This is a genomic window from Shinella sp., from assembly GCF_035998705.1.
GTDB lineage: Bacteria > Pseudomonadota > Alphaproteobacteria > Rhizobiales > Rhizobiaceae > Shinella.
This window is the reverse complement of record NZ_DASYHH010000029.1, coordinates 39,571-64,644: the sequence shown is the minus strand read 5'-3', so window position 1 is coordinate 64,644 and position 25,074 is coordinate 39,571. Positions and strand designations below refer to the sequence as shown.

The following is a 25,074-nucleotide window of genomic DNA, read 5'->3' as shown; positions in this document are numbered from 1 at the left end:
TGGGATTCGACCGTGCCATTCTCCCCTTCTCTCCCACGGGGAGAAGGGGATGGGGCGACGGTTTCCCTTCATCAGGCAACCCTGCCGCAAGCGGCTGAGGGGATTTATCTCGCAAAACGTCGCGAATTGAAAAAGCCGGCGGGTCATATCCCTTCTCCCCGCTTGCGGGGAGAAGGTGGCGGCAGCCGGATGAGGGGCTACCCCCGTTCGTCAGTCGACGAATTCGACCGTGACGCCGGGGCTCGTCATCTTGGCGAGTTCGGTCGCGTCCCAGTTGGTCATGCGGATGCAGCCGTGGCTCTGGGTCTTGCCGATCTTCGAGGGTTCCGGCGTGCCGTGGATGCCGTAGGTCGGCTTCGAGAGCGCGATCCACACGGTGCCGACCGGGCCGTTCGGGCCGGGCTGAAGGGTCAGCACCTTGTTGTTTTCGCCCTGCTGGAAGTTGATCTTCGGATTGTAGGTGTAACCCGGATTGAGCGCGATGCGCTCGACGGTGACGAGGCCGGAGGGCGAGGGCGTGTCGGCGGAGCCGATGCTGGCCGGGTAGGCGGCGATCAGCGTGCCGTCCGCATCATAGGCGAGAATCTGCTTGCGGCCCTTGTCGGCGAGGATTTTTGCCACCTTGCCGGTTTTCGCCACGCCGGTGTCGATGACCTTGACGATCGTGCCGGGGATGGTGAAGTCGACGCCGGGATTGATCTCCTTGAGATAGGCTTCGTCCATATGGAACTTTTCGGCCAGCATCTCCGTCGTGGAGGTGAAGGAGAGGTGCGGCAGCGCCGCCTTCTGGGCGTAGTCTTCCGGGATGGCGGCGACATAGGGGCCGGCGGCATCGGCGGCTGATATCTCGTAGGTGGTGAAGGCCAGGCCGCCGGACAGGCGCAGGCGCTCCAGGATGTCGTCGGCATTGTTCGGGTCGAGCGTCTCGCCCGTCGCACTCTGCCAGGCCTCGATCGCCTTGGTGACGTTGGAACCCTTCTTGCCGTCGATCACGCCCGGCGAAAAACCCTCGCGGTCGAGAAAGACCTGAAGGGCCGTGATCTCGGCCGAGGACATCTTGCCGATGGCGATTGCCGGCTTGAATTTCGGGCCGGGCACGAATTCCGCATTGGGGTCGACGCCGTTTTCCGGCAGGGCCGCATTGCCGCCGTTGCCGTCGAAATCGGGCAGGGGCTGCGAGCCGCCGAAATCGGTATCCGGCAGTTGCTGGCGCTCGATATCGCCCGGCAGGGCCTCGCGCATCTCGGGCACGGAGCTGGTCGTCAACTCGTCGCCGAACTCGGATTCGGGCGCCGGGGGAAAGTAGTCGGGATTGGTTTCGGGATAGCCCTGAACCGCGCGGTAGCGATCGCGCCGCGGGCGGGAATCGCCGCGGGCGAAATAGCGGTCGGCGGACTGCGCCGTTGCGATGATATTGCCCCAGCCGTCGACATAGACGGTACGACCGCGATTGTCGCGCATCACGCGCGCATCGTCGGGAATGTAGTCGAGCAGGTCGCCTTCCGGCGAAACCAGCACCGTATCGTTCGAGAGATAGGTCTGCGCATGGGCGGGCGCGAGTGCGAATCCGATCACGGATGCCGCAGTAAGAAGCGAAACGCTTGTTTTAAAAATAGAATTCACGATTCTAGACCTGCCAGCTTGCACATATTGCGCGGACGGAACACTTCAATTCAGACCTTAATATGGAAAATCTGAATCGATGGTGAACGTAAGGTCAACGCGTATGGCAAAAACTTGTGATGGGCCGCGATGGTTCCCAGGGAAAGATCACACGCCCCATGGCTTAGCGACGGCTTTGATCCTAGCATATCCGCTTTCAGTGTCCCTTTCCCGGAGCCCCGGATGCCCTTTGCCCTCACCGCCGATACGCCCGAACAGTCGTTCCGCCTCGACCTCACGCCGCACTCGGCGCTCGATATCGCCAGCGCGGTCTTCGATGGCGTCGACATCGCGCCCGGTTCCAAGGTTCCCTCGGATGGCGATCCGCGCATCGACAGGGCGCTGCCCGGCTTCATGTTCACCTGCGGGCCGGATCATATCCGGCATCCGGTGCCGATCGAAGGGGCTGCCGACGGGCGGCGCTACCCGCTGCACGGCTCGCTGTCGTCCAGCCCGGCGCGCGACATCCTGATCGAGGAGGACGAGGGCGAACTGGTGTGCGAAGGGCGGGTCGCCGTGGCGCTTGCCCATGGCGGTGCGGCCGATCTCGCCCGCCGCTGGCGCGTCGACCGGCGCACCGGCCATATCACGCTGGAGGATGTCGTCACCAACAGCGGCGAAAAAGCCTGGCCGCCCTTCGGCATGTACCACATCAATTTCGGCGCCTGCCTTTTCGACGAGAACACGCGGCTGACCGGTGCGATGCTGCCCGGCGGCAGCCTGCCGTGGCGTTTCGACGAGGGCGACATGAAGATCTTCTGCGTGCCGGCGGCGGAGACGGCGAAACACGGCTGGGCGGAGATCGCGGTCGGCCCGATCGCGGCGCTTGGCGGGCGCAGCATGCATATCCGTTTCCGCACCGATACCTTGCCCTATCTCCAGGTCTGGCGGAACCAGTCGGCGGGCGCGGCGGTGCTCGGCATCGAGCCCGTGTCGCATCGCCTTGCGCCCCGAGAGGAGCTGATCGCGTCCGGCGAGGCGCCGGATTTCGCGCCCGGTGAAAGCGTCGGTTACGGGCTGGCCTTCGAGGTCCGGTAGGGCGTTTCTGGTTTTGCCCGAAAAGCGAAAACGCTTTTTGTTTCCATGCGATTGCGGACACAAAAGCGCTTCGCGCCCGTGCCGCGGTCACGCTAGATTTCGCATGATTGACGCTCCTGCGCCGCGGGCGTAAACGGTGAGCGCCCCATTTTCGAAAAGGAACCACCCATGGATATCCGCGCGATCAACGACGAATATTCCGTCTCCGGCCAGATCGAAGTCGAGGACCTCGACGCGATCGCCAATCTGGGGTTCAAATCCATCGTCTGCCACCGCCCCGACCACGAGCAGCCGGACCAACCGGAATTTTCCGCCATCGCCGCGCGTGCGAAGGAACTCGGCATTGAAGTGGCGCATGTGCCGGTCGGCTCAATGGGTGTGACGGCCGAAGCCGTGCACGGCATGGTCGACGCGCTCGACGAATTGCCGCGCCCGATGCTCGGCTATTGCCGCTCGGGCATGCGTTCCACGAAGATCTACGAACAGACGCAGCACATTCGCGGCTGAGGGCGATTGCCCCTCATCCGCCTGCCGGCACCTTCTCCCCGCAAGCGGGGCGAAGGGATATGCTGAACCGGTTTCCCATACAATGTGTGGCTTTATGAGAGTGGGGCCTTGCCCCATCTCCCTTCTCCCCGCCTGCGGGGAGAAGGTCGCGGCAGCGGGATGAGGGGCAATCGCCCCCCAAAAGCTACTTCCCGCTACGAATATCCGACAGCGTGCGCGTCGGCGTGATTGCTTCCGGATCGAGCTTCACCTCGATGATCGCCGGCTTGCCGCTGGCACGTGCCCGCAGGAAAGCGGCGGCGAACTCTTCCGTCTTCTCCACCGTCTCGCCATGCCCGCCATAGGCGACGGCCAGTGCTGCAAAATCCGGATTGGTGAGGTCCGTGGCGCTGACGCGGCCGGGATAGTCGCGCTCCTGGTGCATGCGGATCGTGCCGTAGATGCCGTTGTTGACGACAACGGTGATGATCGGGAGGTTGTAGCGCACGGCGGTCGCGAATTCCTGGCCATGCATGAGGAAGCAGCCGTCGCCGGCAAAGCAGATGACCTCGCGCCCGGGAAACAGGCGTTTCGCCGCGACGGCCGCCGGAAGGCCATAGCCCATCGAGCCGGAGGTGGGGGCGGCCTGCGTCGCAAACCGGCGAAACCGGTGGAAGCGGTGCACCCAGGTAGCATAGTTGCCCGCACCATTGGTGAAGATCGTGTCTTCCGGCGTGTTCTCCTCCAGCCAGGCGACGATCGGTCCCATCTGCACGTCACCGGGGCCATGCTGCGGCGGGGTCGACCAGTTCAGGTAGGACTGGTGCATGGCGGCGGTGCGGGCGGCCCAGCGGGGCGCGGTTTTTGGCGCGAGATCCTCGAGGGCTGCGACGAAATCCTCGGGCGCGGCCGAGATCGCGAGGTCCGGGCGATAGACGCGGCCGAGTTCGGAGGGATCGGGATAGACGTGCACCAGTTTCTGCTGCGGGTAGGGGCTCTGGATCAGGCTGTAGGTCGAGGACGGCATTTCGGAATAGCGCCCGCCAAGCAGCACGACGAGATCCGCCTCGCGGATTTCCTTGCCCAGCGCCGGATTGATGCCGATGCCGGAATCGCCGGCATAGTTCGGGTGCAGGTGATCGAACAGCATCTGCCGGCGGAACGAACAGGCGACCGGCAGCGACCAGCGCTCGGCAAAGGCCGTGAAGGCCGAGACGCTGGCCTCGGACCAGCGCGTGCCGCCGAGGATGACGAGCGGGCGTTCCGCCGCTTCCAGAAGCGTCGCGAGTTCCTCCACCTGCTTGCGGCCCGGATGGGCCTCGACGGGCATGTGGGGCTTCGGCTCTACAGCTTCGACCATGTCCGTCAGCATATCCTCCGGCAGCGCCAGCACGACCGGGCCGGGCCGCCCCGACGTGGCGACGGCGAAGGCGCGGGTGATGAATTCCGGGATGCGTCGCGCATCGTCGATGTCAGCCACCCACTTGGCGACTTCGGTGAAGGCGCGGCGATATTCCACTTCCTGGAAGGCCTCGCGCTCGCGCGCATCGCGCTGCACCTGGCCGATGAACAGGATCATCGGGATCGAATCCTGCCGCGCGATGTGCAGGCCGGCAGAGGCATTGGTGGCGCCGGGGCCGCGGGTGACCATGCAGATGCCGGGCTGACCGGTGAGCCGGCCCCAGCAATCCGCCATCATCGCCGCGCCGCCTTCCTGGCGGCACACGAGCACGTCGATATCCGTGTCATGCAGCGCGTCGAGCACCGCGAGGTAGCTTTCGCCCGGCACGCAGGCGACGCGCCTGACGCCGTTGGCAACGAGGGCGTCGACGATCAACTGGCCACCGGTCTTCATGCGCTTTTCTTTCCTGCTTCGAGGGATTGCAGTTCCGCCATCACGGCATCGGTATGTTCGCCAAGCCTCGGGCTCGGCCGGTCGTAGACGAGCGGCGTCCCGGAGAACACGATCGGCGTGCGCACGCCCGGAATGCGGTTGCCGTCGGCATCCGGCAGGTCGACGCGCAGGCCGCGCGCCTTGACCTGCGGGTCCTCAAAGGTCTCGGCAATGGAATTGATCGGCCCGGCCGGCACGCCCTCGCGCTCGCAGGCATCGAGCAGTTCCGCCTTGGTGACATTGGCCGTTGCGCCAGTAACGAGGCGGCGAACCTCGTGGCGGTTGGCGACGCGGGCGCGGTTTGTGGCGAAGCGCTCGTCGTCGGCCACGCCATCGAGTTGCAGGACGCCGCAAAGCTTGCGGAACTGCCCGTCATTGCCGACGGCGAGAATGATGTGGCCGTCGGACGTCGGCACCACCTCATAGGGCGAGATGTTGGGATGCGCATTGCCGAGCCGTCGGGGCGCCGTGCCGGAGGCCAGAAAATTCATGTTCTGGTTCGCCATGACGGCCGACTGCACATCGAGCAGCGCCATGTCGACATGCTGGCCATGGCCGGTCTTCATGACGTGGATGAGGGCCGCCTGGATGGCGGTCACGGCATAGATGCCCGTGAAGATATCGGCGATCGCCACGCCCGCCTTCATCGGCTCGCCATCCGGCGCACCCGTCACCGACATGAAGCCGGACATGCCCTGCACGATATAATCGTAGCCGGCGCGGGCGGCATAAGGCCCATCCTGGCCGAAGCCGGTGATCGAGCAATAGACGAGTTTCGGATGTTTTTCGGCGAGGCTCCGGTAGTCGAGCCCGTATTTGACGAGGCCGCCGACCTTGAAATTCTCGATCACCACGTCCGCGGTCGCGATCAGGCGGTGCACGGTCTCCCGGCCTTCCTCGGTCTTGAGATCGACGGCGATCGAGCGTTTTCCCCGGTTGGTGGAGTGGTAATAGGCGGCCGAAAGGTTTTCACCGTCCTTGCCCGTCACGAAGGGCGGGCCCCAGGCGCGCGTGTCGTCGCCGCCGTCCGGGTTTTCGATCTTGATGACGTCCGCGCCGAGATCGGCGAGCATCTGCCCGGCCCAGGGCCCTGCGAGAACCCGCGCCAACTCGATGACCCGGATGCCGGAAAGCGGCAGGTTCGGCTTCTCCATCGTGCACTCCCTCCTCGGCGGGCGCCGCGACGGACGACCGCCGGGCTTTTCGCCCGTTTTGCTTTGGATAACAAAAAGCCGGCAGGCACGATAGCCGGAGGCCGGCCGGACATCATGACGGCTGAGACTGACATGATGTTTCTTCGTCAGAGCATTTCCAGCCGAAACGGCATCGCTTCGGCGTCGGATAATGCGGCAAAAACAAATGCTCAGATCGGCGCGGAGACCGGCGGCGTCGTCGCTGTCTTGTTGAGTTGCCGCTCGCGCCAGATGACATAGAGGCCCGAGGCGATGATGATGGCGATGCCGAGCCATTTCACCGCATCCGGCAGGTCGCCGAACACCCACCAGCCGAGAATGGTGGCCGAGACGATCTCCAGATATTGCAACGGCGCCAGCGTCGAGGCGGGGGCCGCGCGATAGGCATAGACGCCGAGCACGCCGGCAATGGTGGCCGCGACGGCGGCAGCGGCGATATAGAGCATGTTCGCCATGTCCGGCATGACGGGCGTCAGGAAGGCGATGCCGGTGGCGCTGCCGAAGACGAGCAGCAGGCCGGAGAACAGCCCGCCCCAGAGGCCCGCATAGAACTGCATCGACCAGGGATCCTCCTTCTGCGAGACGAGCCGCGTCAGCAGGAAGAACAGCGCCAGCGAAAAGGCCGAGACGACGGGCAGAAGCGCGATCGGGCCGACCTCCTGCAGGCTCGGCTGGATGACCAGCAGCGAGCCGAAGAAGCCGACGCCGCAGGCCGTGTAGCGCCGCCAGCCGATGGTCTCCTTCAGCACGATCGAGCCGAGGATGGTCAGGATGATCGGCTCGACGAAGAAGATGGCGATCGCATCCGCCACTTCCATGACGGCGAGCGGTGTCACGAAGGTGATCATGGTGATGGCCACCAGCAGGCCGCGCGCCGCATGCAGCCCGGTCTTCCTCCAGGTCACGTCGAACAATGTGCCGCGCATCAGACAGATCGGCCCCAGCACCGTCATCTGGAAGAGCAGGCGCACGAAGGTGATCTCGGTCGCCGGCACGGAGGTGACCGCGAGTTTCGCGAAAATATCGATGATCGGCGAGATGAGCACCGAGAGCACCATGAGGAGGAGCCCGAGACCGATTTCGTTGCGCAGCGGCGTGATGGCGGATGTAGTCATGCGTTTTCCGGTGCGCGGCGCCGTTCCGTCACCACCCGCCGGCACCAGCCGGCGAAGGCGTCGACGGCGGGGTCGCGCAGGGCCCGGCTCTCCTTCAGTGTTTCGTGCCGCAGGCCGCGATAGACGATCGTCGTGATGTCCTCAAGCCGTGATTTTTTCAGTCGTCCGGCAAAGGCGAGCGTCGCCCGGCCGCAATCGGTCGCCGGATCCTCGTCGCCGCCGACGAGGTGGATCGGCAAGCCTTTCGGCAGGCGTGCGAGGCCGTCGGCGGATGCACCCGCAAAGGTGACGGCAAAGATGTCGATCCACATCGAGACATTGACGTCGAAGCCGCAGAGCGGATCGGCGATATAGGCGTCCACCTCGGCGGCATCGTGCGACAGCCAGTCGAAGTCCGTCCGCCGCCCGGCAATCGATTTGCCCCAGGCGCCGAAGGTGAGGCGGGGCAGGACGGCGCTCGGCACGTCCGATCCCTTCAGCATGCGCTCCGCCGCCAGCACGATCTGCGCCACGCGGCCCGCAAGTCCGGGTTCGAGGTTGGAATTCCAGACGGCGAGCGCGTCGATATCAGCGGCATGGCTTTGCGCGAAGGCCAGCGCCAGCAGGCCGCCCATCGAATGGCCGAAGAGCACGATCGGCAGGCCCGCATGGCGCGCGGCCGCGTGATCGCGCACCGCCCGCATGTCCTCGATCACGCGGGCGACACCACCCCGCGGCGCAAACTGCCCGCGCGGCGCATCGGGTGCCGTGGTGAGGCCGTGGCCGCGATGATCGTGGGCGTAGACGTGAAAGCCTTCGGACGCCATGCGCGCGGCAAAATCCGCATAGCGCAGGCTGTGTTCGGCAAGGCCGTGGCTGAGAAGCAGGATGCCGCGCGCCGCGCCGCGGGCAGGCGCGTGTCGCAGCGCCAGCGTCGCCCCACTGGGGCTTTTCAGCATCCCGGCTTCAGAAAACACCGCCATTCCTCCCGTTTGCGCAAGGTCAACGCGATTTGCCATGCAAAGACAATGGGATGCGGCGTGCATTTTTGAAAATCCTCGCGCATTTCGCGATTTTTCCGATTCAGGGTTGCAATTTCCGGATTTTTGGTTGCATATGATCTTGTTTTGTTCTCATCAGGGGCCGGTCATGAAGACGCAAGCTGCACTGACTTTCAAAGCCGCATTGTCCTTTCTCATTGTGTGTCTATCGTTCTTCGCGGGGCCCGGTCTGGCGCGCGCGCAATCGGTGCCGGCCGGTGAGGCGGTGCGCGAGGTCCTCTCGATCAGCTGGCAGCCCGGCTATTGCGCGGCGCGGCCGAAGAGCCGCGGCTGTGCGGATTTCTCCGCCACGTCGCCGGCCGCGCGGCAATTCTCGCTTGTCAGCCTCTTCCAGGTGCGCAAGAGCTATTGCGGCATCGAAGCCGATCTGAAACAGCGGGCGCGCAAGGGCAAGTGGACGGAGCTGCCGGATATCGTGCTCGCCTCCGGCACCAAGCAGCGCCTGCTCGCCGCCATGCCCGCCGCGCGCCTCGGTCTCGACCGCCAGCAATGGCTGAGAAGCGGCAGTTGCGTCGCTGCCTCCGCAGAGGCCTATTACAGCCGGTCGCTGGACCTGCTCGACCAGCTGAATGCCTCGCCGGTGCGCACGCTCTTCACGGAAAAGGCAGGCGCGACCATCAAGCTCGCAGACGTGCGCGCGGCCTTCGACAAGGCTTTTGGCGCCGGTGCCGGCGAGCGGGTGCGCCTCAGCTGCCGCAAGGCGGGGGACAAGGCCGTGGTGATCGGCCTCACCATCGGCATTGCAGGGGACGACCCGAAGCTGGCGGCGCTGATCGGTGGCGCGTCGCCGACGAAGTCGCGCTGCGTCGAGGGTCTAACAGGGGTTGCGCAGGCGGGCTGATTGCCGGGGGCGAACGGGCGGTCCCTGCGCGCCGGTGCTGACGATGCGGCTTTCTTACATTGCCGCGGGCGGAGAATTCGCCTACATAGCGGGCAAATTCGTCCGACCCGGAGCACGTTTGCATGGCACGTCAATTCATCTACCACATGTCGGGGCTCAACAAGTCCTACGGCGCCAAGAAGATCCTCGAAAACGTCAACCTGTCCTTCTACCCGGATGCCAAGATCGGTATCCTCGGCCCGAACGGCGCCGGTAAATCGACGGTGCTGCGCATCATCGCCGGCCAAGACAAGGAATATACCGGCGAAGCCTGGCTCGCCGATGGCGCGACCGTCGGCTACCTGGAACAGGAACCGCATCTCGACCCGGCCAAGACCGCCTTCGAGAACGTCATGGTCGGCGTCGCCGACAAGACCGCCATCATCGACCGCTACAACGAGCTGATGATGAACTATTCCGACGAGACGGCGGACGAGGGCGCCAAGCTCCAGGACATCATCGACAGCCAGAACCTCTGGGACCTGGAACAGCAGGTCGAGATGGCGATGGAAGCGCTGCGCTGCCCGCCGAAGGATTCCGATGTCACGCTGCTGTCGGGTGGTGAACGCCGCCGTATCGCGCTCTGCCGCCTGCTGCTGTCGCAGCCGGACCTGCTGCTGCTCGACGAACCGACCAACCATCTTGATGCCGAAACCATCGCCTGGCTGGAAAAGCACCTGCGCGACTATCCGGGCGCCGTGATGATGATCACCCACGATCGCTACTTCCTCGACAATGTGACGGGCTGGATCCTCGAGCTCGACCGCGGCCGCGGCATTCCCTATGAGGGCAACTACTCCGCCTATCTCCAGGCCAAGGCCAAGCGCATGAAGCAGGAAAGCCGCGAGGAAGCCGGTCGCCAGAAGGCGCTGTCGCGCGAGCAGGAGTGGATCGCCTCCAGCCCGAAGGCGCGTCAGGCGAAGTCCAAGGCCCGTATCAAGGCCTATGAACAGCTGGTCGATGCGGCGGAAAACATCCGGCCCGGCGACGCCCAGATCATCATCCCGGTCTCCGAGCGTCTCGGCAACGTGGTCATCGAGCTGGAAGGCATCAAGAAGGGCTTCGACGGCCGCACGCTGATCAACGACCTGTCGATCAAGCTGCCGCCGGGCGGTATCGTCGGCATCATCGGCCCGAACGGCGCCGGCAAATCGACGCTGTTCAAGATGATCACCGGCCAGGAAAAGCCCGATAGCGGCTCGATCCGCATCGGCGATACCGTGCATCTCGGCTATGTCGACCAGAGCCGCGACGCGCTCGACGGCAGCAAGACGGTCTGGGAGGAAATCTCCGGCGGCGCCGAAGTCATCAAGCTCGGCAAGTTCGACATGAACTCCCGGGCCTATTGCGGCGCCTTCAACTTCAAGGGCGGCGACCAGCAGCAGAAGGTCGGCAATCTTTCGGGCGGCCAGCGCAACCGCGTGCATCTTGCCAAGATGCTGAAGGCCGGCGGCAATGTGCTGCTACTCGACGAACCGACCAACGACCTCGATACGGAAACGCTGGGTGCGCTGGAAAGCGCGCTGGAAAACTTCGCCGGCTGCGCGATCATCATCAGCCACGATCGCATGTTCCTCGACCGCCTCGCGACGCACATCCTGGCCTTCGAAGGCGACGGCCACGTCGAATGGTTCGAAGGCAATTTCGAGGACTACGAAGAGGACAAGGTCCGCCGTCTCGGCCCCGATGCCCTCAATCCCGGCAGCCAGGCCTACAAGCGCCTGACGCGCTGAGTCGAAGCGCCATCACAGCCTTTGAGAAACCCCGGCTTGCCGGGGTTTTTCTTTTGGGCCGTTGGTGGGAAGATCGGCGACACGGATTTGCCCTTGCGCGACGCGGGTTAATCACATAAACATATCTTTATGTCTTGATTGGATTGGTCATGGGCGACATGCAGAAACTCGGACTGGACGACATCGTGGAGATACTGAAGGCGGCGGGTGAGCCGACGCGCCTTCGCCTCATCGCGCTGCTCGCGCATGGCGATCTCACCGTGACGGATCTCACCGACATCCTCGGCCAGTCCCAGCCGCGCATCTCGCGCCACCTGAAGCTGCTCGCGGAGGCGGCCCTGATCGATCGCTACCAGGAGGGCGCCTGGGCCTTTTTCCGGCTGAGCCAGGGCGGCCCGGCCGTGGCGCTCGCCCGCCAGCTTCTCGAAGCCAGCGACCCGGCGGACGCGGTTTTCGCCCGCGACGACGAGCGGCTTCGGGCGCTGAAGAAGATCCGCTCCGACAAGGCGCAGGCCTATTTCAGCCGCAACGCGGCGGAGTGGGACGCGGTACGCCGCCTGCATGTCAGCGAGGCGGAAGTCGAGGCGAAGCTCGCCGCGCTGATCGGCACCGAGCCGGTCGATGCCTTTCTCGACCTCGGTACCGGCACGGGGCGCATCCTCCAGCTCTTCGAAGGGCTTTACCGGCGCGGCGTCGGCGTCGATGCCAGCCGCGACATGCTGGCGGTCGCCCGCGCCAATCTCGACCGCGCCGGCATCACCAAGGCCTCGATCCGCCACGGCGATATTTTCAACCTGCCGCTGGAGCGCGACGAGTTCGACGTCGTGACGATCCACCAGGTGCTGCACTTCCTCGAGGAGCCGGAAGCGGCGGTCGGCGAGGCTGCGCGCATGCTGGCCCCGGGCGGGCGCCTCGCCATCATCGACCTCGCGCCTCACGCGCTGGAACACCTGCGCGACGAACACGCCCATATCCGCCTCGGCTTCTCGCACCAGACCATGTCCGAATGGCTGGAGAAAGCGGGGCTCGCGGTCGAGGAGGTCGTCGACCTCAACCCCGTGCAGTCGGCCAACGATGCGCTGACCGTGACCATCTGGCTTGCCCGCGACCAGCGTGAGCGCGCGGCCGACCCTATCGCCATCCGCAGGAGGAGTTGACATGAAACCGGCGACCCCAAGCCCAGCCCGCAAGGACATCCGCCTGTCTTTCGAATTCTTCCCGCCGAAATCGGCGGAGGCCGAAGGCCAGCTCTGGGAGACGGCCGCCGAGCTTTCGGCCTATGATCCGGGTTTCATGTCGGTGACCTACGGCGCCGGCGGTTCCACCAAGGTGCCGACGCTGTCCACCGTGCGCCAGCTCCTGAAGATGGGCCTGCCGGCCGCCTCGCATCTCACCTGCGTCGGTGCGACGAAGGAGGAGGTGCATGCCGTGGTCGCCGATTTCCAGGCCGTCGGGGTCCGGCACTTCGTGGCACTGCGTGGCGATCCGCCGGGCGGCGTGGGCACGGCCTACCATCCGCATCCGGGCGGCTACGCCAATGCCGCGGAACTCGCCGCCGGCCTGCGGGGTCTCGCCGATTTCGAGATCTCGGTTTCCGCGTATCCGGAAAAGCACCCGCAGAGCCCGGATGTCGCGGCCGATATCGACATGCTGAAGCGCAAGGTGGATGGCGGCGCGACGCGCGCGCTCACCCAGTTCTTCTTCGAAAACGACGATTTCGAGCGTTACCTGGAGCGCGTGCGCAAGGCCGGCATCACGATCCCCGTCGTGCCGGGCATCCTGCCGGTGCACAATCTGTCCCAGGTGCAGAAATTCGCCGGCATGTGCGGCGCCTCGGTGCCGGGCTGGCTTGCCGACCGGCTGGCGCCGTTCGACGACCGGCCGCAGGAGCGTGCTGCCGTGGCGATCGACCTTGCGGCGAGACAGATCGAGGATCTCATCGCCCGCGGCATCGGCGAATTCCACTTCTATACGATGAACCGCGCCACGCTGGTTTCCGCCGTCTGCGACCGCGTCGGCTTCGCCAAGATCGACCGCAGCCGCGCGGCAGGTGCGGCGGCCTGACGCGCCACGCCGGCCCGAAATGAAAATGCATGGCGCCGTCTCCGGGGCCATGCATCTTTCATGAATTCGTTTCGGCAGGGTCTTTTGTTATTTTGTCGTCCCTGACCTCCCGGACTGCGCTTGTTTCGCTTCAGATGAAGATCATCGTTGCGATGAAGAGGAACGCTGCACTGATCATCAGAACATTCAAGGAATGTGTGAGTCCCATGGCTTACCTCCTTGCGTTGACGGCCTGATATTAAGACCGAAAAAAGCGTGTTGGAAAGGTGTTTTGTTGCTGCGCCGCAACATACGGTTCGTGGCGGCCGTTTATTCACAGCGCTAACCTGCTGAATTTCCTCCATTAATGTGAACGCCACAAAAAATTCACAATCCCTACCAGATGACGAATGCCGACATTGTGCATTTACCATTGTGGCGCAAGCCGGGCCGGCAATCCGGCGGATTGCCATGAAACGGCCGGCAGCGCGCTTTGTTCCCGGCTTTTTCAGGCGCGCCGGAAACGGGCGAAAACGCGCCCGTCGAGCACCACCAGGCCGAACAGCACGAGGGCCATGCCGAGCATGCCGAGCGGCGTCAATTCCTCACCGAGGAAGAGCATGCCGGCGAGGATGGCGCTCGGCGGCACGAGCAGGGTGACGAGCGAGGTATTGGTCGCGCCGGCCGCCGCCATGATTCGGAAGAACAGGATGTAGCCATAGGCGGTCGAGACGAGGGCCAGCGCCAGCACGGCGAGGATGGCGGTCAGCGGCGGCAGGGCGATCTGCCAGGGCGTATCGAGCGCGAAGGAGACCGGCAGCATCAGCAGCGTCGAGGCGGTGAGCTGGCCGGCGGCCGTGACCGGCGGGGCGACGCCGCGGAAGCGTTTGCCATAGGTCGCAGCCAGCCCGTAGGAGACGGCGGCGAGCACCGGCAGGAGGACGGCCCAGAGCGGCGGGCCGCTGTCACCCGTAAAGGGGGCCAGCGCGCGCGGGCCGATCAGCACCGCAGTGCCGACGAGGCCGATGAGGCAGCCGGCGATCTTCTGCGAGGAAAGCTTTTCGTCCACCGTCATCTTGTTGGCGATGAGCACGGTGAAGATCGGCGTCGTGGCGTTCAGGATGGCGGCAAGGCCGGCGCCGATCTGCGTCTGGCCGAGGAAGATCAGCATGTGCGGCACGGCATTGTTGATGAGGCCGAGAAGCAGGAATTCGCGCCAGCGGGCGCGCAGGGTCGGATAGATGCCGAAACGGCCGGCAATGTAGATATGGAGGGCGAGGGCGGCGATGCCGACACGCAGCAGCACCAGCGTCGCCGGCGGTATGTAGGCGACCGCCACGCGGGCGAAGAAGAAGGAGCCGCCCCAGATCATGCCGAGGAGGGCCAGCAGGCCCCAGGTCCGGATGCTCATGCCTGTTGCTGCCGGGGCCGCGCGCTGTTCCATCATCCCCTCCCAGGGCATGTCGTCAAAACAGAAACAGCCCGGCATGACCGGGCTGCATTCTTGGTCTCGTTCCGTCCTATAATACCGGGCGGCGCGCGGCCACCCGATTTCGTCAGAGGGCGGAGAGCAGGGCCTGCGTCGCCCAGCCATCGGCCGGCAGGCCGAGGCGGAGCTGTTCCTTCTGAATGGCGGCGCGCGTGCCGGAACCGAGGATGCCGTCGATCTTGCCGACATCGTGGCCGAGGCCCTGCAGCTTGGTCTGGAGCTCTTTCATGCCGTCTTCGGAAAGACCCTCCTCCGGCGTGCCGCGCTCATAGGGCGGGGCGCCGGCGAGACGCGTCGCGAAATAGGCGGCCGACGTCGTGTAGATGAAGGACTGGTTCCATTCGAGATAGATGTTGAAGTTCGGATAGGTGATGAAGGCGGGGCCCTTGCGCCCCTGCGGGATCACCAGCGAGGCTTCGAGATTGCCGAAGGAGGTGTCGCCGTCGCGCGGCGTCACGCCGAGCGCGAACCAGTCGGCGGCCTTCATGCCCGGCTGCAGGCCGGTCTTCTCGAAGGGCAGCACGTCCGGCACGGAGACTTCCTGGATCCAGGGCTGGCCCTTCACGAAGCCGAGATGCTGGATGAACTTCGCCGCCGTCAGGATGGCGTCGGGCGCGCTTTTCTTGACGTCGACATGGCCGTCACCATCGCCGTCCACGCCGAATTCGATGATGTCCTTCGGCAGCATCTGCACCTGGCCGATTTCACCGGCCCAGGCGCCCGTCGTGCCGTTCGGGTCGAGGTCGCCATGGCCGACCATCTCGATGGCCGCGAGAAGCTGCGGGCGGAACAGGTCCGGGCGCCGGCAGTCGTGCGACAGCGTCACCAGGGCGTTGCGGGTGTTGAAATCGCCCTGCACGGCGCCGAAGTCGGTTTCCATTGCCCAGAAGGCGGCGATGATCGGGCCCGGCACGCCGAATTCCTGCTCGGCGCGGGCGAAGACGGAGGCGAGGTCCGTCAGCTTCTTGCGGCCGATATCGAGGCGCGACTGGCTCACCGTGCGCTTGGAAAATTCGAGGAAGGTCTGGCGGAAGACGCCCTGGGCGCGGTCGCGCGACAGCACCTTCTGGTCGATCGCGGCACCGGCAAGCGCCCGGTCGGCGATCTCGGCGGAAACGCCGCGCGTCAGCGCCTCGGCCTTCACGCCCTGAAGGAAAGCGCCGACATCGCCGCCGCAGGCCGCGGCCGGCTCTGCCGCCGTCTGGGCATGGGCGCCGCCGGCGAGAAGAAGGGCCGTGAGGCTTGCCGCGAGTGTCGTCTTCAGGTTTTGCCGCATCTTGAATGCTCCTTGGGTCCGTTGCCCTGCTGTCTCAGATTGGCCCGGCTGTCTCAGATGAATGTGACGGAAGCAAGAAGAAAAAGGCAACCTCGGCGTGCTGCCGCTTTTTGTCACGCAATTGTGCTGGAATCAGCGGGAAACCGTCGCGACCCAGGTGTTCCAGTTCTTGGCGGACCCCGCGAAGACGTTGATGTCCGTGTTGCCGGCAATGCCCGGAACCACGCCCGTCGAGGTATATTGCCAGAACGCCCACTTGCGCGACGAATAGATGTTTTCCGGATGCTCGGCCACCGCGCGCAGCCAGAAGGGATAGTTCTCGAAATGGCCGACGAGATTTTCGCGGTGGAAATCGACGGTCGTATAGATGATCGGCCGCTTGCCGTAATGCGCCTCGAGGCGGTCCATGAAGCGCTTGAGCGCGACGCGCACCTCGTCGGCCGGCGGGCGGGTCTTGCAGGTCGGCGAGGCGGGGTTCCACTCGGCATCCAGCACCGGCGGCAGCTGCACCGCCTGCTTGGGCACGTTGGCGATGAACCAGTCGGCCTGCGCATCCGCCGTCGAGCAGAAATAATAGAAGTGATAGGGCGCGTGCGCGACACCGGCGGCGCGCGCACCGCTCCAATATTCGTTGAACCGGCTGTCCAGACGGTCCGTGCCCTCGGTCGCCTTCAGGAAGGCGAAGGAGACGCCGCCTTTCTTGACGGTGTGCCAGTCGATATCGCCGTTCCACTTCGAAACGTCGATGCCGTGCACCTGATGACGGTGCGGCGTGCGCGCGCCGAAATCCTGCGGATCCTTGTCCTCGAAGCGCGGCGGCACGGAGGCGGTCGCGACGAGGTCGTAGTCGGTGGTGGAACAGGATGTGGCGAGGAGTGCGAGGGGCAGGAGAGCCAGAATGAGCCGACGCATGGAGGTCCCGTGGTTCGCGCGTTTACCAATCCTGCCTCGAATGGGGCGGGCCGTAAAGGGGAGCGCGCGAGCAGGTATCGTGACCTATCGCGTATTTTCGTAAAATTACGGTTAGCGGGACGTTAAACCGGAGCGGCGGCAGTGCCGCCGCCCGGATTATCGTCAGAATTTCATGCTGACGCCCAGCATGATGGAGTGCGAATCGAGGTCGCCCCGGCGGCCTGCCGCATCGAAGATGTCGGAATTGCCGTAGTCGGTGTAGCGATACTCGACGCGGCCCGCCACCGTGTCGGTGAAGGCCTGCTCGACACCGGCGCCGACCGTCCAGCCATGCGCCGTGTCCTTCTCCGTCACGCCGGCATCGCGGTCGCGGAGCTCGGCGCGGGTAAAGGCCCAGCCGCCCGTGCCGTAGATCAGCGTGCGGTCGAAGGCGTAGCCGAGACGGGCGCGGACCGAGCCGCCCCAGTTCGTTTCCGCCTCGTAGCGCGTGCCGCCGGACGAGAAGCGCTCGTTGTTGAAGTCGTGTTTGACGTCGGCTTCGACACCGTAGACCCAACCGTTGTTGAAGAAATTGTAACCGGCGAAGGCGCCGAGCGCGAAGCCGCCGAGATCCTGGTCGATGGCTGGCGCCGGGCCGCCCGAATCGGCATTCGTCCAGCCGTAGCCGCCGTTCACACCGACATAGAAGCCGCCCCAATCGTAGATGCCGGCCGTCTCGACGATCGGCGTTTCGATCGGCGGTTCGGCAACGGCCATGTCGGCCGCGAAAACCGGAAGCGCACCGGCGGTAACGAGGATGCCGGCGGCACCGAAGATCATGGATTTCATCTGATGGTCCTTCCCACTCGATAATCGCGCGAAGCCCCACGCACGAATGACAACAAGGCCTCAAACGTTTGAAGCGGACCATGGTTCCAAAGAGAAAAAATACCCTTGAATCTTGGGGGCGAATGCCAACGCTCCTTTAACACTCTGTCATTCTTTGTCCTCTAGAAACATCGCAAGGCCGATATCCGGCTGGGCGCACCCTGTTGTAATGATAACAACGGTTTAGGGTTACATGATGTTGAAAACCTTGTTGCCGAGGATCGAACAGCGTTATGCGCTGACGGGATCGGTTTTCGGAGCTTTCCTGCCGACCATCTGCATCGCCGCCGACCAGCTTCTGCGTGACCACACGCAGGCGAGCGTCTTCGGTTTTTCCACACCCACCGCCACCGCGCTTGCGCTCATGCCCGTCTTCTTCGGCGTCGGCTTCTACCAGATCGGCCGATCGAAGGCCGAGCTCATCGCCGAACTCTGCCAGCGCCGGCAGACGGAGCAGCGGCTGACGCATGACGCCTATCACGACCGGCTGACCGGGCTTGCCAATCGCTTCTGCCTGGAGCGGGATATCCAGGCGATCGTCGAGGGAAGCGAGGAGGACGACCGTCCGGCCCTGATGCTGCTCGATCTCGACCGCTTCAAGTTCGTCAACGACAGCCTCGGCCATGACGCGGGCGATGCGCTGCTCGCGGCCATTGCCGGGCGGCTCCAGCGCGCGCTTTCGCCGACCGCGCATGTCTACCGGCTCGGCGGCGACGAGTTCGTCGTGACGATCGCCGGGCGGCCCTCCGAGGGCAAGATCGAGAATGTCTGCCGCACGATCTGCGATCTGTTCCAGGAACCGTTCGAGCTGAAGCGGCACCGGGTTTCGAGCGGCTGCAGCATCGGCGTGACCTATATGGAGGCGGGCGATGCCTCGATGTCCGAGCTTTTGAAGCGCGCCGACGTCGCGCTCTACGAGGCGAAGGAGATGCCGGGCAGCGGCTTCCGCTTCTTCGATGCGGCCCTTGCCGCCACCGTGCAGGAACGCCTGGCCATCGAGCATGATCTCGCCCGCGCCGTGGGCGCCGAAGAATTCTTCCTCGAATACCAGCCGATCGTCGGCGTGGAGAGCCGTGTGGTTCGCTCCTTCGAGGCGCTGCTGCGCTGGCAGCATCCGGAGAAGGGGAGGATCATGCCGGATCTCTTCATTCCGGCGGCCGAAAAGACCGGGCTCATCCTGCCGCTCGGCAACTGGGTCGTTCGCGCGGCCTGCCGGGAAGCCGCGAAATGGCCGGCGCCGGCCGGCGTCGCCGTCAATGTCGTCGGCGACCAGTTCAAGGACCGGGCCTTCGTCGACTATGTGAAACAATGCCTCGCCGAAGCCGGGCTTGCCCCGGGGCGCCTGACGATCGAAGTGACGGAATCGGCCTTTTCGGTCGATGAGACGGTGATCCGCGAGAGCCTCTGCGAGCTGCGCGACCATGGCGTGCGCGTCGCGCTCGACGATTTCGGCATCGGCTTTTCCTCGATCAACAACCTGCGCGCCTTCCCGATCGACCAGCTGAAGATCGACCGCTCCTTTGCGCGCGCGATGATGGAGAGCAAGCGGGATGCCGACCTCGTCGATATCATCCTGAAGCTCGGCCAGACGTTCCAGGTGACGACCACGGTGGAGGGCATCGAATCGGAAGGCCAGCTCGATTTCATCCGCCAGCGCGGCGCCTCCGAGGCGCAGGGTTTCCTGATTTCCGGGCCGGTGGCCGCGGAAGACGTGGTGCGCTTCCTGCTGCACACGGAAAATCGGCTTTCGGCCTGAGATTGTCACAAGCGCGAAAAGCCTTTTCATGACAGTGGAATCCTGCTTGTCTCGCGACTGGAAGGAGAGAGGCCGTTATGAGACGATTCTACAGGCTGGCCGCTTGGGCGCTTTCCCTCCTTGCCCTCGTCGTCCTGGTGGGGGCGAGCTGGCTCATCGTATCGCCGCCCGCGCTGCTCAGCGTCGGCTCCGGTTATGCCGCAAAAATCGTCTGCTCCAGCGTCTTCGTTTCCGGCCGCGATCCGGCGCAAGTGCTTGCCGAGGACGTGCAGGCGCCCGGCCATCCGCTGCTGAAGTTGATGCGGCAGGACGTCGATCTCGCCGGCAAGACCGTCACGACCCGTCTGCTCGGCCTCTTCGCGCCGGGTTATGCCGCCTGGCATGAGGGGTTCGGCTGCTCCAGCGTGCCGGACGGCGATTTTCGCGCTGCACACCAGGCCGTTTCCGACGTCGCGCTGCCGAAACTGCCGGCGGCCGACCCGGCCGTGGCCTGGCCGGACGGCGAGGCGGTGACGCCGGACGACAGCCTGTCGCCGCTGCTTGCCGATTTGAGCCTTGCCGGGCCGGGCCTGCGCGCCATCGTGGTGGTGCATGAGGGGCGGATCGTCGCGGAGGCCTATGGCGACGGTTTTGCCGCCACGACGCCGCTGCTCGGCTGGTCGATGACCAAATCGGTCAATGCGGCGCTCATCGGCCGGCTGATGCAGGCCGGGGCGCTTTCGCCGGAGATGAAGGACCTGTTTCCGGAATGGCGAGAGGATGCGCGCTCCGAGATCACGCTCGCCCAGCTTCTCGCGATGGAAAGCGGGCTCGCCTTCAACGAGAGCTACGGCGATGTCGCCGATGTCACGCGCATGCTCTTCCTCGAGCCGGACATGACGCGCTTCGTGCTGTCGCTGCCGCTGGAGGCCAATCCGGGCGAAAAGTTCAACTATTCGAGCGGCACCGCCATGCTGCTGTCACGCCTGTGGATGGGCGCGCTCGGCGGGCGCAGCCAGGCGCTGTCCTTCCCGGCAAAGGCGCTGTTTGCGCCGCTCGGAATGGCGAGCGCGGTGATGGAGCCGGACGAGACCGGCATCTTCGTCGGCTCGTCCTATATGTATGCGACGGCGCGCGACTGGGCGCGGTTCTCGCTCTTCCTTCTGAACGACGGCGTCTGGAAGGGAAGCCGGCTGCTGCCGGCAGGGTTCGTCGGCGCCATGGCGACGCCCACCAAGGCCTCGGGCGGCGCCTATAGCCGGATGCAGACCTGGACCATGGGACCGGGCCGGGAGAGCGACACGGATTACGGCCTGCCGGACGATACGTTCTGGGTGCTCGGCCATGACGGCCAGTCGGCCGCCATCATCCCGTCGCGCAAGGTGGCGGTGATCCGGCTGGGGCTGACGCCGTCGAAACTCGGCTACCGGCCCCAACCCTTGATCAAGCGCATTCTCGATGCGCTCGAGGCGAAAACCGCTCAGGCGCCGACCTGAGCGATCCAGTCGTTGAGATTGTAGGTGTTGGAGATGCGCGCGACCTTGCCGTCGCGGATCTCGAAGAAGGCGCCGGCGGGCAGCACGTAGGTCTGGCCGTTTGCCTCCGGCAGGCCCTCATCGGTGGCGAGATACTGGCCGTTGACGACGAATTCCGCCGCACCGCGTTTGCCGTCGTCGCTCGACATGATGACGATGTCGGTCAGCGTCTCGCGGTAGCTGCGGTTCATATGCGCCATGAAGTCGCGAAACGCCTGCTTGCCGGTCTGGCGGCCGCCCTGGTTGATGTCGTGCACCACATCGTCGTGCAGGAGATCGAGGAAGGCCTCCATATCCTGCCTGTTGAAAGCATCGTAATAGGCGCGGATCGTCTCTTTTGCTGGCATGTCATTCCTCATATCAATGGCGTCAGGCGGAACCAGATCGCCTTATAGCATTGTTCAAGCCTTTGGGAACATTCACGGATCATGCGGATCAAGATCGTCCAGGGAGAGGCCGTGACGCCGCATATCGCGGACCTCGCGCGGCTGCGCACGCAAGTTTTTCGCGCTTTCCCGTACCTTTATGAAGGCAGCGAGGATTACGAGGCCTCCTATCTCGCGACCTATGCCAGGTCGCCCGAAAGCCTCTTCGTGCTGGCGCTCGACGGCGAGCGCATCGTCGGGGCCTCCACCGGCGTGCCGATGCCGGATGCGTCCGGCGTTTTTCAAGCGCCATTCATCGCTGCCGGCATCGCTCCGGAAAAGGTCTTCTATTTCGGCGAATCCGTGCTGCTCTCGACCTACCGGGGCAGGGGGCTCGGCGTGCGTTTCTTCGAGGAACGCGAAGCCTATGCGCGCCGCCTCGGCCGCTTCGACTGGTGCACCTTCTGCGCCGTCGAACGGCCGCAGGACCATCCGCTGCGCCCGGCTGGCTATGTGCCGCTCGATGCATTCTGGGGCAAGCGCGGTTACGCGCACCGCGCCGACTTGCGCACGATGCTGGCCTGGCAGGATATCGGGGAAGAAAACGAGACGGAAAAGCCGATGTCGTTCTGGCTGAAGGCTGCGCGGTAGCGGCTTATCTCAGGCCGGTCTCGTCGAGCAGGCCCTTGCGCTTGGCGTGGTAATAATAGCCGGCCGCGTAGAGGCGCACCGCGCCGTCGTTCTTGTCGTCCGCGACCATCCAGGCGCCGCGCAGATACTTGCCGGCATATTTGATGTTCGTCTCGGCGTCGAACAGGCCTTCGGCCGGGCCTTCGAAGCCCATGCTCTTGGCGGTCGCGTACTTGATCTGCATCAGGCCGTAATGGCCGCGATTATACGCCTTGGGATTGTAGGTGCTCTCGCGCTTGACGACGCGATGCAGCAGCGATTCCGGTATGCCGTACAGTGCCGCATATTTGCTGATGATCGCGTCGATCGGCGTGCCGGACTTCTTGAACGGCTGATCGCCCTGCGGCACGACGAGACGCGTCTCGGTGGTCAGCACGGCGTTGCTGATCAGCGCGGGCTTGGCCATCGGCACGATCTTGCGGCTGGCGACAAGCTGTTCGAGGCCTTCCGGCTCGCCGCTGTCGAAGCCCGGTTCCATCACCGAAACGCCGATGACCGTATCCATGGGCTGAACACCGGTCGACGTGTTGCCGGCAAGTGCGGCGGTCGCTGCCGCTGCGCCCGTAACCGATTTTGCTTCCGTGAGCGCCGAGACCGGGACGGCACCGCCGGCGGTATCGGCCGCAACTGCGATCGGCGTCGGCAGGGCTTGCGCGGTATTCTCCGTGCCGGGCTTGACGGCGGGCAGGGCGGCGTAGGCGACTTCGGTCGTCGTGCCATCCGCAGCGGCGATTTCCGTGGTCGAGGTGGGCGACACGGTTTTCGCCGAGGTCGCGTCGTCGGCGACGCTGGCGCAGCCGGCAAGCGTCACAAGAAGGCCTGCGCAGGCAAGCGTGGCAATGCGTGCCGGACGGGAAACGGAAGTGTCAGCCATGGTCGTCGCTCTCGGTTTGCCGGGATGCGCGGGCGCTGGTACGCCCGCACGTTTTGCAAATCAATCGGCCGTGGCCGTCCCCGTCCATAGCCGATCAGGCGCGAAGCGGCAACCCGTAGGCTGACGGACGCCTCAGGTGGTCGCCCGCTTGAGGCCCGCGGTGAGCAATCCGGCACCGATCAGCAGCGTGCCGCCGGTGCGGTTGACGACCTTCTGCACCGAGGGTTTGCGGATGGTCTTGCGCGCCGCGGAGGCGAGCAGGGCGTAGGAAAAGGCGTTCAGCGTGGCGAGCACGAGGAAGGTCACTTCGAAGATCACCATCTGCGGCAGCACCGGTTGCGTGAGGTCGAGGAACTGCGGCAGGAAGGCCACGAAGAAGACGATGCTCTTCGGGTTCAGCGCCGTCACCACATAGGCATGGGCGAAGATGCGGACCGGTTTTTCCTCCGCCGGTGCCTGGCCTTCCGCGCCGCTGGAGACGGGGGCGCGCCAAAGCTTGATGCCGAGCCAGACGAGGTAGGCGGCGCCCACCCATTTCAACACTGTGAAGACGGCGGCGGAGGTCGCAAGCAGCGCGCCGAGGCCGAGCATGGAGGCGGTCATGGCGGTGAAATCGCCAAGCGCCACGCCCGCGACGGTGGCGCCCGCCGTGCGGCGGCCATGGCCGAGCGCATAGGAGATCACGAGGAGGATGGTCGGGCCCGGAATGGCCAGCATGATGGCGGAGGCTGCGGCGAAGGCCAGCCAATGTTCGAAGGACATAAAAACTCCCCGGATCGGTATCGATCCGGAGAGCAAGCCATCACGCACTTTCGGCGTCAAGGACAATATTATGCGGCTGGATTATGCAGCCGGCTTCCACTTCTGGCCGATGACGTCCATCACGTCGCCGAACCACTTTGCCGAGGTGTCGAAGTGCTTGCCGCCCTTGATGCGCGGGAACTCGATGGTGCGCAGCTTGCCGCCCTGGCCTTCGTCATGGCCGGTGACGCCGGACACCTTGTTCAGCGCGCTTTCGACGGCAAGGTCGGTCATGCTCTGGATCAGGCGCAGGTCGTCGCGGTTGGCGGGGGCCGAGCGGGCGTAATAGCCGGACTTCTGCACCATGGAGCGTTCGGCGCCCAGCAGGGCCGCGAACTGCTTGGAGAACCAGTTGCCGACATTGATGGTGTCGATCTTGACATGGCCGAAGGCGTCGCGCTTGACGGTTTCGCCGGCGGCTTCGCGCTCGGCGACGATGGCGTCGAGGCAGGCGCCTTCCGACACGAAGAGCGTGACGAAGCCGGCGCGGTCCATGGTGGCCTTCAGGCGCTCGGCCTCGGCCTCCAGGTTGAAGTCCAGTTCCGGCAGGTACAGGCCGTCGATGTTCTTCAGCTGCTTGTTCATCATGAAGCCGTCGACATATTCGTTGGCGCCGGTCTTCTGGATATAGGCGCGCGCCGTGGCGGCGGTGAGCCAGCCGCAATGACGGCCCATCACTTCATGCACGACGAGCGTCTTCGGGGCCGCACTCTGCTCGTTGCTGACGTGGTCGAAGAAGCCCGCGCCGACTTCCGCGGCCGTCCAGGCGCCGAGCGACTGGCGGATCGGCACGACGTCGTTGTCGACCGTCTTCGGCAGGCCGACGACGGTGAGGTTGTAGCCGTTGGCGCCGAGATAGGCGGCAAGATCGGCCGCCGTCGTGTTGGTGTCGTCGCCGCCGATCGTGTGCAGGATGGTGATGCCGTCCTTGGCGAGCCGCTCGGCGGCGACCCGCAGCGGGTTCTCGCCTTCCTTGACGAGGCCGCGTTTCACGCAGTCGGCGGCGTTGGTCAGCTTGACGCGGCTGTTGCCGATCGGCGAGCCGCCGTAGCGGTGCAGCAGCGGCGCCTTTTCGCGCATGTCCCGGGTGATTTCGATGCGGTCGCCAAGCAGCACGCCCTGGTAACCCGAGCGATAGGCGACGAGCTCGATCTCCGGTGCGACGTCGCTGTAACGCTCGATGAGGCCTCCGACGGCGGACGACAGGCAGGGCGCGAGCCCGCCAGCGGTCAGCATTGCGACTTTCTGCTTGGCCATAATTCCTCCTCGGCTTCAGCACGTCTGGATGGGTGGGCGTTGTCTAGCGCAGAATCCCGCTCAAGGGAAACGGCACGGTGAACTTATCCGTGCTCCATGACGGATTGTCTTTCGTGCTCCACAGGCGATAATTCCCGGCGCCCCAATTTCCGATGCCTCCACTTCATGAGGGCCATCAAAATTTTGTCA

Annotated in this window: 22 protein-coding genes; 9 read left to right on the top strand and 13 right to left on the bottom strand. The window is 64.9% G+C overall.

What is annotated here, in order from left to right; translation table 11 throughout:
- Positions 1-210: 210 nt before the first annotated feature.
- Positions 211-1,575 (bottom strand): L,D-transpeptidase family protein, encoded by a 1,365-nt coding sequence (locus tag VGN93_RS27305; RefSeq protein ID WP_414714190.1) that lies wholly within the window; start codon positions 1,573-1,575, stop codon positions 211-213.
- Positions 1,576-1,845: 270 nt separating this feature from the next.
- On the opposite strand from VGN93_RS27305, the gene VGN93_RS27300 reads away from it, so the two are divergent.
- Both VGN93_RS27300 and VGN93_RS27295 read left to right on the top strand, forming a co-directional pair.
- Entirely contained in the window at positions 1,846-2,700 is an 855-nt protein-coding gene (locus VGN93_RS27300) for a DUF4432 family protein (RefSeq protein ID WP_327510107.1), read from the top strand.
- A 168-nt stretch (positions 2,701-2,868) separates the two neighbouring features.
- On the top strand, positions 2,869-3,207 hold the full coding sequence (locus VGN93_RS27295; RefSeq protein WP_319317357.1) for a TIGR01244 family sulfur transferase: 339 nt from the start codon (positions 2,869-2,871) through the stop codon (positions 3,205-3,207).
- A 184-nt stretch (positions 3,208-3,391) separates the two neighbouring features.
- On the opposite strand, the gene VGN93_RS27290 is transcribed toward VGN93_RS27295, so the two are convergent.
- The 4 genes from VGN93_RS27290 to VGN93_RS27275 all read right to left on the bottom strand — a co-directional run bounded on the left by VGN93_RS27290 (position 3,392) and on the right by VGN93_RS27275 (position 8,344).
- Positions 3,392-5,041 (bottom strand): thiamine pyrophosphate-binding protein, encoded by a 1,650-nt coding sequence (locus VGN93_RS27290; RefSeq protein WP_327510106.1) that lies wholly within the window; start codon positions 5,039-5,041, stop codon positions 3,392-3,394.
- Positions 5,038-6,234, bottom strand: a complete 1,197-nt coding sequence (locus tag VGN93_RS27285) for a CaiB/BaiF CoA-transferase family protein (RefSeq protein ID WP_327510105.1) — start codon at positions 6,232-6,234, stop codon at positions 5,038-5,040. Before VGN93_RS27285 ends, VGN93_RS27290 begins: the two co-directional genes overlap by 4 nt.
- Positions 6,235-6,443: 209 nt before the next feature.
- The gene (locus tag VGN93_RS27280; RefSeq protein WP_319317365.1) at positions 6,444-7,388 is read right to left on the bottom strand and encodes a DMT family transporter; all 945 of its coding nucleotides are present in this window, start codon (positions 7,386-7,388) and stop codon (positions 6,444-6,446) included.
- Entirely contained in the window at positions 7,385-8,344 is a 960-nt protein-coding gene (locus VGN93_RS27275) for an alpha/beta hydrolase (protein WP_327510104.1), read from the bottom strand. The genes VGN93_RS27280 and VGN93_RS27275 overlap by 4 nt, the downstream gene beginning before the upstream one ends.
- Positions 8,345-8,516: 172 nt before the next feature.
- On the opposite strand from VGN93_RS27275, the gene VGN93_RS27270 reads away from it, so the two are divergent.
- The 4 genes from VGN93_RS27270 to metF all read left to right on the top strand — a co-directional run bounded on the left by VGN93_RS27270 (position 8,517) and on the right by metF (position 13,105).
- Positions 8,517-9,269 carry a ribonuclease gene (locus tag VGN93_RS27270; protein ID WP_327510103.1) on the top strand — a complete coding sequence of 251 codons (753 nt, stop codon included), beginning with the start codon at positions 8,517-8,519 and terminating at the stop codon, positions 9,267-9,269.
- A 122-nt stretch (positions 9,270-9,391) separates the two neighbouring features.
- Positions 9,392-11,041, top strand: a complete 1,650-nt coding sequence (ettA, locus tag VGN93_RS27265) for an energy-dependent translational throttle protein EttA (protein WP_319317373.1) — start codon at positions 9,392-9,394, stop codon at positions 11,039-11,041.
- Positions 11,042-11,190: 149 nt separating this feature from the next.
- Positions 11,191-12,198, top strand: a complete 1,008-nt coding sequence (locus tag VGN93_RS27260) for a metalloregulator ArsR/SmtB family transcription factor (protein ID WP_327510102.1) — start codon at positions 11,191-11,193, stop codon at positions 12,196-12,198.
- 1 nt (position 12,199) lies between these two features.
- Complete coding sequence (gene metF, locus VGN93_RS27255; RefSeq protein ID WP_327510101.1) at positions 12,200-13,105, top strand: methylenetetrahydrofolate reductase [NAD(P)H]; 906 nt, start codon at positions 12,200-12,202, stop codon at positions 13,103-13,105.
- A 487-nt stretch (positions 13,106-13,592) separates the two neighbouring features.
- Here metF and VGN93_RS27250 read toward each other — a convergent pair whose 3' ends face one another.
- The 4 genes from VGN93_RS27250 to VGN93_RS27235 form a co-directional block, all read right to left on the bottom strand.
- Positions 13,593-14,528: a DMT family transporter gene (locus tag VGN93_RS27250; RefSeq protein WP_327510099.1), complete on the bottom strand. Its 936-nt coding sequence runs from the start codon at positions 14,526-14,528 to the stop codon at positions 13,593-13,595.
- A gap of 112 nt (positions 14,529-14,640) precedes the next feature.
- Entirely contained in the window at positions 14,641-15,849 is a 1,209-nt protein-coding gene (locus VGN93_RS27245; protein WP_319317385.1) for a lytic murein transglycosylase, read from the bottom strand.
- A gap of 132 nt (positions 15,850-15,981) precedes the next feature.
- Entirely contained in the window at positions 15,982-16,761 is a 780-nt protein-coding gene (locus VGN93_RS27240; protein ID WP_327510098.1) for a GH25 family lysozyme, read from the bottom strand.
- Positions 16,762-16,923: 162 nt separating this feature from the next.
- On the bottom strand, positions 16,924-17,589 hold the full coding sequence (locus VGN93_RS27235) for an outer membrane protein (protein ID WP_319317391.1): 666 nt from the start codon (positions 17,587-17,589) through the stop codon (positions 16,924-16,926).
- A 250-nt stretch (positions 17,590-17,839) separates the two neighbouring features.
- Here VGN93_RS27235 and VGN93_RS27230 point away from each other — a divergent pair, with 250 nt between their 5' ends.
- Together VGN93_RS27230 and VGN93_RS27225 are read left to right on the top strand one after the other, a co-directional pair.
- Complete coding sequence (locus tag VGN93_RS27230; RefSeq protein ID WP_327510097.1) at positions 17,840-19,384, top strand: putative bifunctional diguanylate cyclase/phosphodiesterase; 1,545 nt, start codon at positions 17,840-17,842, stop codon at positions 19,382-19,384.
- 77 nt (positions 19,385-19,461) lie between these two features.
- Positions 19,462-20,859 carry a serine hydrolase gene (locus VGN93_RS27225; RefSeq protein WP_327510096.1) on the top strand — a complete coding sequence of 466 codons (1,398 nt, stop codon included), beginning with the start codon at positions 19,462-19,464 and terminating at the stop codon, positions 20,857-20,859.
- On the opposite strand, the gene VGN93_RS27220 is transcribed toward VGN93_RS27225, so the two are convergent.
- Complete coding sequence (locus VGN93_RS27220; RefSeq protein WP_327510095.1) at positions 20,844-21,245, bottom strand: ketosteroid isomerase-related protein; 402 nt, start codon at positions 21,243-21,245, stop codon at positions 20,844-20,846. The two genes, VGN93_RS27225 and VGN93_RS27220, sit on opposite strands and share 16 nt — an antisense overlap.
- Positions 21,246-21,326: 81 nt before the next feature.
- On the opposite strand from VGN93_RS27220, the gene VGN93_RS27215 reads away from it, so the two are divergent.
- Positions 21,327-21,914 carry a GNAT family N-acetyltransferase gene (locus tag VGN93_RS27215; protein ID WP_327510094.1) on the top strand — a complete coding sequence of 196 codons (588 nt, stop codon included), beginning with the start codon at positions 21,327-21,329 and terminating at the stop codon, positions 21,912-21,914.
- Between the two features lie 4 nt (positions 21,915-21,918).
- On the opposite strand, the gene VGN93_RS27210 is transcribed toward VGN93_RS27215, so the two are convergent.
- The 3 genes from VGN93_RS27210 to VGN93_RS27200 all read right to left on the bottom strand — a co-directional run bounded on the left by VGN93_RS27210 (position 21,919) and on the right by VGN93_RS27200 (position 24,885).
- Complete coding sequence (locus tag VGN93_RS27210) at positions 21,919-22,827, bottom strand: lytic transglycosylase domain-containing protein (protein WP_327510093.1); 909 nt, start codon at positions 22,825-22,827, stop codon at positions 21,919-21,921.
- A gap of 132 nt (positions 22,828-22,959) precedes the next feature.
- The gene (locus VGN93_RS27205; protein ID WP_327510092.1) at positions 22,960-23,589 is read right to left on the bottom strand and encodes a LysE family translocator; all 630 of its coding nucleotides are present in this window, start codon (positions 23,587-23,589) and stop codon (positions 22,960-22,962) included.
- Between the two features lie 81 nt (positions 23,590-23,670).
- The gene (locus VGN93_RS27200) at positions 23,671-24,885 is read right to left on the bottom strand and encodes a pyrophosphate--fructose-6-phosphate 1-phosphotransferase (protein ID WP_319317411.1); all 1,215 of its coding nucleotides are present in this window, start codon (positions 24,883-24,885) and stop codon (positions 23,671-23,673) included.
- Positions 24,886-25,074 lie beyond the last annotated feature (189 nt).

What these genes read in the sequence shown, in the direction of transcription:
- VGN93_RS27300 (WP_327510107.1), top strand. Translation starts at nt 1,846, where the DNA reads ATGCCCTTTGCCCTCACCGCCGATACGCCCGAACAGTCGTTCCGCCTC.
- VGN93_RS27295 (WP_319317357.1), top strand. Translation starts at nt 2,869, where the DNA reads ATGGATATCCGCGCGATCAACGACGAATATTCCGTCTCCGGCCAGATC.
- VGN93_RS27290 (WP_327510106.1), bottom strand. Translation starts at nt 5,041, where the DNA reads ATGAAGACCGGTGGCCAGTTGATCGTCGACGCCCTCGTTGCCAACGGC.
- VGN93_RS27285 (WP_327510105.1), bottom strand. Translation starts at nt 6,234, where the DNA reads ATGGAGAAGCCGAACCTGCCGCTTTCCGGCATCCGGGTCATCGAGTTG.
- VGN93_RS27280 (WP_319317365.1), bottom strand. Translation starts at nt 7,388, where the DNA reads ATGACTACATCCGCCATCACGCCGCTGCGCAACGAAATCGGTCTCGGG.
- VGN93_RS27270 (WP_327510103.1), top strand. Translation starts at nt 8,517, where the DNA reads ATGAAGACGCAAGCTGCACTGACTTTCAAAGCCGCATTGTCCTTTCTC.
- ettA (WP_319317373.1), top strand. Translation starts at nt 9,392, where the DNA reads ATGGCACGTCAATTCATCTACCACATGTCGGGGCTCAACAAGTCCTAC.
- VGN93_RS27260 (WP_327510102.1), top strand. Translation starts at nt 11,191, where the DNA reads ATGGGCGACATGCAGAAACTCGGACTGGACGACATCGTGGAGATACTG.
- metF (WP_327510101.1), top strand. Translation starts at nt 12,200, where the DNA reads ATGAAACCGGCGACCCCAAGCCCAGCCCGCAAGGACATCCGCCTGTCT.
- VGN93_RS27250 (WP_327510099.1), bottom strand. Translation starts at nt 14,528, where the DNA reads ATGGAACAGCGCGCGGCCCCGGCAGCAACAGGCATGAGCATCCGGACC.
- VGN93_RS27245 (WP_319317385.1), bottom strand. Translation starts at nt 15,849, where the DNA reads ATGCGGCAAAACCTGAAGACGACACTCGCGGCAAGCCTCACGGCCCTT.
- VGN93_RS27240 (WP_327510098.1), bottom strand. Translation starts at nt 16,761, where the DNA reads ATGCGTCGGCTCATTCTGGCTCTCCTGCCCCTCGCACTCCTCGCCACA.
- VGN93_RS27235 (WP_319317391.1), bottom strand. Translation starts at nt 17,589, where the DNA reads ATGAAATCCATGATCTTCGGTGCCGCCGGCATCCTCGTTACCGCCGGT.
- VGN93_RS27225 (WP_327510096.1), top strand. Translation starts at nt 19,462, where the DNA reads ATGAGACGATTCTACAGGCTGGCCGCTTGGGCGCTTTCCCTCCTTGCC.
- VGN93_RS27220 (WP_327510095.1), bottom strand. Translation starts at nt 21,245, where the DNA reads ATGCCAGCAAAAGAGACGATCCGCGCCTATTACGATGCTTTCAACAGG.
- VGN93_RS27215 (WP_327510094.1), top strand. Translation starts at nt 21,327, where the DNA reads ATGCGGATCAAGATCGTCCAGGGAGAGGCCGTGACGCCGCATATCGCG.
- VGN93_RS27210 (WP_327510093.1), bottom strand. Translation starts at nt 22,827, where the DNA reads ATGGCTGACACTTCCGTTTCCCGTCCGGCACGCATTGCCACGCTTGCC.
- VGN93_RS27205 (WP_327510092.1), bottom strand. Translation starts at nt 23,589, where the DNA reads ATGTCCTTCGAACATTGGCTGGCCTTCGCCGCAGCCTCCGCCATCATG.
- VGN93_RS27200 (WP_319317411.1), bottom strand. Translation starts at nt 24,885, where the DNA reads ATGGCCAAGCAGAAAGTCGCAATGCTGACCGCTGGCGGGCTCGCGCCC.